This window comes from Candidatus Thiosymbion oneisti, from assembly GCF_900092655.1.
GTDB lineage: Bacteria > Pseudomonadota > Gammaproteobacteria > Chromatiales > Chromatiaceae > Thiosymbion > Thiosymbion oneisti.
This window is the reverse complement of record NZ_FLUY01000109.1, coordinates 1-8,694: the sequence shown is the minus strand read 5'-3', so window position 1 is coordinate 8,694 and position 8,694 is coordinate 1. Positions and strand designations below refer to the sequence as shown.

8 protein-coding genes are annotated in these 8,694 nt (G+C 60.6%); 5 read left to right on the top strand and 3 right to left on the bottom strand.

The genetic code is table 11. The features are described 5' to 3' along the window. Window positions 1-94: 94 nt before the first annotated feature. Window positions 95-1,015 carry a PfkB family carbohydrate kinase gene (locus BQ17_RS01155; protein WP_089723926.1) on the top strand — a complete coding sequence of 307 codons (921 nt, stop codon included), beginning with the start codon at window positions 95-97 and terminating at the stop codon, window positions 1,013-1,015. 125 nt (window positions 1,016-1,140) lie between these two features. Then, the gene (locus BQ17_RS01150) at window positions 1,141-1,488 is read left to right on the top strand and encodes a phasin family protein (RefSeq protein WP_089723925.1); all 348 of its coding nucleotides are present in this window, start codon (window positions 1,141-1,143) and stop codon (window positions 1,486-1,488) included. Window positions 1,489-1,627: 139 nt separating this feature from the next. Here BQ17_RS01150 and lgt read toward each other — a convergent pair whose 3' ends face one another. Then, window positions 1,628-2,476, bottom strand: a complete 849-nt coding sequence (gene lgt, locus BQ17_RS01145; RefSeq protein WP_089723924.1) for a prolipoprotein diacylglyceryl transferase — start codon at window positions 2,474-2,476, stop codon at window positions 1,628-1,630. Between the two features lie 216 nt (window positions 2,477-2,692). Next, window positions 2,693-3,265 carry a L,D-transpeptidase family protein gene (locus BQ17_RS01140; protein WP_243448445.1) on the bottom strand — a complete coding sequence of 191 codons (573 nt, stop codon included), beginning with the start codon at window positions 3,263-3,265 and terminating at the stop codon, window positions 2,693-2,695. Between the two features lie 580 nt (window positions 3,266-3,845). On the opposite strand from BQ17_RS01140, the gene nhaD reads away from it, so the two are divergent. The 3 genes from nhaD (at window position 3,846) to lipA (ending at window position 8,477) form a co-directional block, all read left to right on the top strand. Beyond that, window positions 3,846-5,300, top strand: a complete 1,455-nt coding sequence (gene nhaD / locus BQ17_RS01135) for a sodium:proton antiporter NhaD (protein WP_439645632.1) — start codon at window positions 3,846-3,848, stop codon at window positions 5,298-5,300. Window positions 5,301-5,515: 215 nt separating this feature from the next. After that, window positions 5,516-7,081: a trehalose-phosphatase gene (otsB, locus tag BQ17_RS01130; protein ID WP_089723922.1), complete on the top strand. Its 1,566-nt coding sequence runs from the start codon at window positions 5,516-5,518 to the stop codon at window positions 7,079-7,081. 418 nt (window positions 7,082-7,499) lie between these two features. Then, window positions 7,500-8,477, top strand: coding sequence for a lipoyl synthase (gene lipA / locus BQ17_RS01125; protein ID WP_089723921.1), 978 nt, complete (start codon window positions 7,500-7,502; stop codon window positions 8,475-8,477). A gap of 32 nt (window positions 8,478-8,509) precedes the next feature. Here the strand turns inward: lipA and BQ17_RS22240 are convergent. Then, window positions 8,510-8,694: hypothetical protein (locus tag BQ17_RS22240; RefSeq protein WP_218067993.1), on the bottom strand; the 185-nt coding region annotated here is incomplete at its 5' end.

Below are 8,694 nucleotides of genomic sequence, written 5' to 3'. Positions count from 1 at the left end.
GCCGGAATCCAGGGCCAGGGATGGCAAAACGGTGGAGTTCAAAGCATTAGGTCGCATTTAAATTTAACCACTACCCGTTTTCTACCGATGCGCCATGACTGAGCAGCGTCGGCGTATCCTCGTGGTGGGTGTCGCCGCCCTGGATATCATCAATGAGGTGGCGGCCTATCCGGCGGAGGATGCGGAGCTACGTGCCCTGGATCGGCGCATCGTCAGGGGTGGCAATGCCGCCAATACCCTGGCGGTGCTCAGCCAGTTGGGCCATGCCTGCGCCTGGGCGGGGACCCTGGGTAAGGACGCCGAGGGGACGTGGGTCCTTAAGGACCTGGAACGCCGCGGCATCGACACCGGATCTTGCGTCTTCCATCCGCACGGCAGCACACCCACCTCCTACGTGGTCCTGAGCCGGGCCAACGGCAGCCGCACTATCATCCACTATCGTGATCTACCCGAGCTGTCGGCGTCCGACTTCGCCCGGATCCGACCCGCCGGCTATGATTGGGTGCACTTCGAGGGCCGTGATCCCAAGGAGATTGCGGCCATGCTGCGGGACTGCGCCCGGCGCTTCCCAGAGACCGGGGTTTCACTGGAGGTCGAGAAGCCGAGGCCCGGGATCGAGACCCTGTTCACAGGGCCGGATGTCCTGATTTTCTCCCGCCACTATGCCCGGAGCCGCGGGTATGCAGACCCGCGCCGCTTCCTGTGCGATCAATGGGGCCACACGGATGCCAGGCTGCTGATCCTGCCCTGGGGCGAGACCGGGGCCTATGCCCAACCCCGCGACGGAGAGGTCTGCTTCGCGCCTGCCCATAGACCGCCGCTGGTCAGGGATACCCTGGGGGCTGGGGATGTCTTCAACGCCGCGGTAATCGACGGTCTGCTCGCCGGGCTCGCCCCGCCGGCACTGCTCGACCACTGCAATGCACTGGCCGGCCACAAGTGCGGCCTCCTGGGATTGGACGATTTGATAGCGAGTGCCCGCGCGGCGGGGGTCCTACGACCGATGCCTGTCTAGGGTTCGACAGGTGACGACGCGATCCCTTGACAAAGCCGTTTGGGGATATTATTGTGCAGTGCAGCAATTGTTGCACCGCAGCAATTGCTGGAGGTTACCTATTTTTCACACAGCGGAGATACACCATGAACGCGGAAAAGAATTTTGACATGACAAAAGAGATGGGCGGCAAGGCCATGGAGAACGTGCACAAGCTCGCCGAGCTCAACATGGAGACCTTGAAGGAGATCATTTCCAGCCAGATGGAAACCGTCGAATTCGTGATGGATCAGGCCAAGCGCCAGATGGAGCTGGCCACCAAGGTCAAAGACTTTAAGGGCTTGAAAGACCTCCAGGCCACGGTGGCGAAGGAAACCGGCGATCGCCTGATGGATGATGCCAAGAAGGGCATGGAGAGGATGAGCGGGATCCGGGATAAATACGTTACCTTTGTCAAAGAAGCGACCAGTTCTCTGAAAAGTTCCGCAAGCTGAACATGTGACGGGGGAGAATCGGGTTTGTCCCGGGAACCCAAGGCGGTTGCCGGGTCGGAGGTTTGCCCCCTTTCTCTCCTCACGAGAAGAACACTGGGCCCGGCGCAAGCCGGGCCTTTTTATGGCAGGGGCGACCGCTTCACGGCCTTTTCACGGCCTTCGATGGCCGGATGCTCCGGTAGGCTAGTATCAGCAAAAGCACTCCCAATAAGACCATCGGCAGGGTCAAGACCTGGCCCATGGTCAGCCAGTCGAAGGCGAGATAACCGATGTGAGCGTCCGGCTGGCGGACAAACTCGACCAGCAAGCGAAAGACGCCGTAACCGAGCAGAAACATACCCGACACGGCCATGGTCGGCCGCGGTCTGGCGGAGAAGATCCATAGGATCAGAAACAGGGCCAGGCCCTCCAATGTGGCCTCGTAGAGCTGGGAGGCATGCAGCGGCGGGCTCCACGTGGTGCCCGGCGGTAGTCCCCCGCAATACTCGCCGAATCGCTCGCAGGGGACGCGCATACCCCAGGGGGCGTCGGTAGGATGTCCCCACAGCTCCCCGTTGATGAAGTTGCCGATCCGCCCGGTGAATAAGGCCGGCGGTACCAAGGGGGCGACGAAATCCGTGACCTGCCAAAAGCCTATGCCGCGGCGGCGGCTAAAGAGCCACAGCGTGATAAATACCCCGATCAGGCCGCCGTGGAAGGACATGCCGCCTTCCCAGACCTTGAACAGGTTCAAGGGGTTGGCGATTAGCTGATCGAGGCCGTAGAAGAACATGTAACCCAGGCGGCCCCCCAGGATGGTCCCGAGGATACCGTAGAAGACCACATCGTCCACCATGCGGGCATCCCACCCGGAGCCGGGATCCGAGGCGCGGTAACGGCCGAGCACCCAGATGCCGAAGAAGCCCAACAGGTACATGAGTCCGTACCAGTGGACCTTGAGCGGCCCCAGGGAGAGGGCGACGGGATCGAGTTGCGGATAGTCGAACATGCAAACCACTTGTAAGGTTCAGATGCGAACCGAGTACAGCCCTACTGAAGTACCGATAACATAGGAATCATTTTTTCCGCAAATGAACGCGAATCAACGCAAATCGCTCGCAATTGCTCCATTCAGGTAGATTTGCGGCTATTTGCGTTTATTTGCGGACAAATTTTTTGGCTCGTTCCCACGCTGGAGAGGCTGATTTGTGGGGACACCTCAGGCTCAGGGTAGGATCTTGATCGGTGTGCCGTAACGAACCAACCGCCAGATCTCGTCCATCTCGTGGTTCTGGACGGCGATGCAACCATTGGTCCAGTCCCGGGTCAGGTACCGCTCCTTGAACTTGGCGGACCGGATGTGGTTGGGTTGGCCGTGGATCATGATCATGCCGCCCGGGTCATACCCCCTGAGGCGAGCGAATCGGATATCCCATTTATTGGGATAGGAGATATGGATGGACTTGTAGAAACGGCTGTTGGGATTGCGCCAATCGAGGAAGTAATTGCCTTCCGGTGTCCGCTCGTCACCTTGTCGTACCTTATGGCCCCACGGCCGCTCGCCGAGCGCGACGCGGTATTCGCGCAACACCTCGCCGTTCCGAATGAGTGTCAGCCTACGCTTCGATTTTTCGACCACCACCTGGTCGGCCGCCCGGATCCGCCTCTTGGGTTGTTCACTACCAGCGCAGCCGGCGAGCATGACGACCACTACCGCGACGAGGAACAGGGCCACATACGTCCACCGGCGGGGGGCGGCAGGACGTCGGCAAGCGGCCGAAGTGGGCACCGCAATCATGACATTACTCCGGGGCATCTTAAAAACAGGGTTTTCGTCAACAGTGCGATTGAGTAATCAACTTGATTGGTGAAAATACCTCTTTTTCAAGCTGCCCTCCAAATGGGCCAACGGACGATTCCCGTTAGCGATCCGAACCCGAAAGCGGTCCTGCGACGCCGCATGGTACTACAAAGCCGCCCCGCTTTTTATTTTGGTCACGGGGGAAAGGGGAGGCGAGCGTGTGTAAAGCTTCCTGCTTTGCGTCTCTGGTACGCTGGGCCAAACCTGGTCAGTCGAGCGACCTGTAAAGGTGGTTGCCATTGAGCTTTCCGCCATTGAGCTTTCCAGAGGCTTGAATCCGTGCATGTCCAATCCATCCGGTGAACGAATTTGCTTGCGGGGAGTTGTTGTTGCTGTGAGATGGAACCTTGGCTAGGATGCGTGCGAATCGACTCCCTGGGCGGGTGCCGGACGCTGGTGATTTTATCGTCCTGTCCTTGCCGACCCCTCCCAGGCATTTTCAGCCGGTGGCGGCTTGCCTAAGTGCCATTCACCTTAATCCATATCTTACGAAATATAACCACATAAGGAGGAGAGCATGAAAAAGGTTTTGACTGCCATGCTGCCGCTTATGGCCCTGCTCAGCACCTTTCCCGCAGCCGTTTCGGCCGCTGCCGGCGGGGGCGGGGAACAGCTCGATCTTACCAATCACTTGGTGGGCTTCACGGCCTTGGTGGTTTTCATCGTGGCCTACGGTTTCGTGATGGCCGAGGAGTTCACCCATCTGCGTAAGTCCAAGCCGGTGTTGCTTGCGGCCGGCATCATCTGGGCCATGATCGCGGCTGTCTACGCGCACCATGGCCTGCCCCACGCTGCGGAACAGGCGGTTCGGCACAACATCCTGGAGTATGCCGAGCTGTTCCTATTCCTGCTCGTGGCCATGACCTACATCAACGCCATGGACGAGCGGCTGGTGTTCGATGCCCTGCGCGCCTGGCTGGTACGGTCCGGTTTTTCCTACCGCAAGCTCTTCTGGTTCACGGGCGTGCTCGCCTTTTTCATCTCGCCGGTGGCCGACAACCTGACTACGGCGCTGCTCATGTGTGCGGTGGTGTTGGCGGTGGGTCGGGACAATCCGCGCTTCGTCACCATTGCCTGCATCAATATCGTGGTAGCGGCCAACGCCGGTGGGGCATTCAGTCCCTTCGGCGACATCACGACGCTGATGGTCTGGCAGAAGGGGATCGTCGATTTCCAGACCTTCTTTTTATTGTTCGTTCCTTCCGTGGTCAACTGGGTGATCCCGGCCGCCGTCATGCACTTTGCGGTGCCCGATGAGCAACCACCGGCCTCCGGTGAAGTCGTTACCATGAAGCGGGGGGCGAAACGGGTCATCTTCCTGTTTCTGTGCACCATCGCCACCGCCGTCAGCTTCCACAATTTTCTCCATTTGCCGCCCATGGTCGGGATGATGACCGGTCTGGCTTATCTCAAGTTATTCGGGTATTACTTGAAGAAGACCTTCGATCAGAGGGCCGCCTATAAACGGCGCAAGACCGATCTCAATCAGCTCGAGCTCGGCGACGTGGTGCCCTTCGATGTCTTCAAGAATATCGCCCGTGCCGAATGGGATACCTTGATGTTCTTCTACGGCGTCATCCTCTGTGTCGGCGGCTTGGGCCTCATCGGTTACCTGGCGTTGACGTCGGAGGTGATGTATGTGGAATGGGGGGCCACCCAGGCCAATGTGATGGTGGGTATTCTGTCTGCAATCGTAGACAATATCCCCGTCATGTTCGCGGTGCTGACGATGCAACCCGACATGTCCATGGGCCAGTGGCTGTTGGTGACCCTGACCGCCGGGGTGGGCGGCAGCTTGCTCTCTATCGGCTCGGCGGCGGGGGTGGCCCTGATGGGACAGGCACGCGGCCTGTACACCTTCTTCAGCCATCTGAGGTGGACACCGGTCATCGCACTCGGATACGCGGCCAGCATTCTGGTCCATTTCTGGGTCAACGATAGCCAATTTTCGATCCCCCCGCTTTTACCGTAGATCCCGGACCTGGGGGTGAGCACACATAGCGCTTTCCGGAAATATGGTCTTGCGGACCTGTCTGCCTGTAGCAGCTACCTGCGGGCAGGTAAGGCAGACAGGTGCCACCGCCCGTTGCCCAATCAAAGAACGCAGGCGGCTGCGACAATCTGCGTATCTGATCAGGATTTCAACTGCAACTCCGATGGAACGGTTGGACTATAAAGGCCCACGCCATGCGTGTACCTGAGCTCACCGTCTTGCGCGAGAAGATCGATGCCGCGATTTTCAATCTGGATGGCGTCGTCACCCAGATCGCCAAGCTCCAGGCCAGTGCCTGGAAGCGCCTGTTCGACACCTATCTGCGCGAACGCTCCTCCCAGCAGGGCGAGGACTACAGATACTTCGATAGCGCCCTCGACTATCGGCGCTACATCGACGGTAGACCGCGCTACCAGGCCATAAAGCACTTTCTTCTGGCGCGCCATATCGACTTGCCCAAGGGGGAACCCGACGATCCGCCGGAGCGTGACACCATCTGCGGTCTTGGCAACCGCAAGAACCTGATCTTCGACCAAATCGTCGAGGAAGAGGGGGTCGCGGTTTACGGTTGTACCATTGCCCTTGTCCGTCGCCTGCGCAAGGCGGGCATCAAGACGGCCGTGGTCTCCGCGAGCAAGCACTGCGATCTAGTCTTGGAACGGGTCGGGATTACCGGGCTGTTCGACACCCGAATCGATGGCCTGGAAGCCGAGCGCCTCGATCTGGACAGCAAGCCGGACCCGGACATCTTTCTGGAAGCCGTGCGCCGCCTGGACGTGGCACCCGCAAAAACGGTCGTGTTCGAAGACACCGTGGTCGGGATTACCGCCGGCAAGCGCGGACGTATCGCCTTGGTCATCGGCGTCGACCACGGGGGATGGGACCGGAAGATGCAGCAGCATGGCGCGGATCTGGTGGTCCGGGATCTGTGCCGCGTCGATGTGGAAGGAACCGACAGCGACAGGCGTTCGTCCCCGCGGCCCTTGACCGATGTGAGCTGGGTCTCGAAGCAGCTGGCGGGGAAACGCCCGGCGCTGTTTCTGGATTACGGGGGAACCCTGGCGCCCATCGATGATCGACCGGAGGATGCCCGGCTCACCGAGGACATGCGCTTGATTCTACGCAGCGTCGCCCGGGTGGCGCAGGTCGTCGTGGTCAGTGGCCGTGATCTCGATGAGGTGTCCGAGCTGGTGGGGCTCCAAGAGATCACTTACGCGGGCAACCATGGCTTGGAGATCCGGGGTCCGGATTTGCGCTTGGAGCTCCCCGAAGGCATCGATGCCCTGGACGACCTGGATCAGGCCACGGTGGACCTGACCACGGCGCTGAAGACCATCCCCGAAGCGCGCCTGACGCGCAAGCGTTTCGCCATTGTCGTCCATTACCGCCAACAGACCGGCGAGGGTTCGGATGCGGTGGAGTCCGCTGTCAGGCAGGTGCAGGCGCACTTTCCGCGTCTGCACCTGACCGGCGGCAAAGCGGTGATCGAGCTGCTGCCGGACATCGACTGGGACAAAGGTCGGGCCGTACGCTGGTTGTTGTCGGAGCTGGGACTGGAGGGTGCGGAGGTCCTGCCCATCTATATGGGTGATGATGTGACCGACGAAGACGCCTTCCGAGCCGTGCGCGGTCGTGGCCTGGGCATCCTGGTGTCAGACCGACCCCAGTCCAGCGCTGCCCTCTACCGGGTACGCGACACGGACCATGTGGCTGAATTGCTCCGCCACTTGGCCGAGACGCAGCCCCCGCTCGGTGGGTAGTGGTGAGTTTTCGAGTGGTTAGAGAGAAGGTTCATTTTTTCTCACACCAAGCCACAAAGACACGAAGAATTCTTCTTCCGTCGTTCTTCTCTCGATCCTTATACCCCTATTGTGGCTTGGTGTCTTTTTTCTCGTTCCCACGCGCTGCGTGGGAACCTGGTTGCTCCGCGCCGCGGAGAGCATCAAGCTGATGGGCACGCTGCGCCGGCTTGGTGTCCTGACCAGGCGCCGCGGTTCGGAACGTTCGGCATCGAACCGGAGCCCGCGTGCCATCCCGATGGAGCGGCTTCGCTTTGCCCATCCTACGAGCTCCATCAAGCAATCTATCAGTTAAGAACTTACCACTACCGAGGAACGAAACCCAGCATTTACGGGAAGCCTGGTTTGCCAGGACAACCGAATTGCTAAAAGACCCACCATGACAGATCCAAATTCCCTGACGGCCCCTTCACGCGCTACCCCCGAGACCCACCGGCGGGGTGGGGACAAGGTCGCGCGCATCCCGATCAAGGTAGAGGCGGTCGGGACGCCCCTGCGCAAACCCCCATGGATTCGGGCCAAGGCGCCGCTCGGACCGGGTGTCGCGCGCATCAAGCGGCTGTTGCGCGCGGGCAAGCTCACTACCGTGTGCGAGGAGGCCCGGTGCCCGAACCTAGGGGAGTGCTTCGGGCACGGTACCGCCACCTTTATGATCCTCGGGGACCTGTGTACCCGTCGTTGCCCCTTCTGCGACGTGGCCCACGGCAGGCCCCGGCCACCGGACCCGAACGAGCCGGGACATCTGGCCCGGTCCATCGCCGCTATGGGGCTTAAGTACGTGGTCATCACCGCCGTGAACCGGGACGATCTGCGGGACGGCGGTGCCGGTCATTTCGCGGACTGTTTGCAGGCCGTGCGCGCCCGGACCCCAGACACCAAGCTGGAGGTGCTGGTGCCCGACTTTCGGGGGCGGGAGGCAGTGGCCCTGGACGCCTTCGCGGAGGAAGCGGTCCCGGACGTCTTCAATCACAATCTCGAGACCGTACCCAGGCTCTACCGCCGGGCCCGTCCCGGCGCCGACTATCGGGGCTCGTTGCAGTTACTCCGAGATTTCAAGGCGCGCCATCCGGAGGTGCCGACCAAGTCGGGACTGATGTTGGGCCTGGGCGAGGAGCAGGACGAGGTCCTCAGGGTCATGACCGACCTGCGCGCCCACGGGTGTGACCTATTGACCCTGGGACAATACTTACAGCCCAGCCCTTCCCATCTGCCGGTGCTGCGCTATTGGACGCCGGAAGAATTCGACCTGCTGGGCGCCGCGGGTAAGGCCATGGGTTTCGCCAAGGTGGCCAGCGGGGCCATGGTGCGTTCGTCCTATCATGCCGATCGTCAGGCCGCGGAGATCATGGATATTTGAGAAGCCGTGTTGGGTAAAACGGATCCTAGTACCTAGTTTCTGTCGATATTGCTGTTTCTCTCGTTCCCACGCGCCGCGTGGGAACGCGGAAGCTCCGCGCCGCGGAGTGTCTCGGGGCGGACCGCTGGGATGTTGCGGCCATCTAGCCTGTGAAAACCGTTGGTTAGTGCAGATAACAACCGGAAACAGAACCACGGATGAACACGGATCGACACGG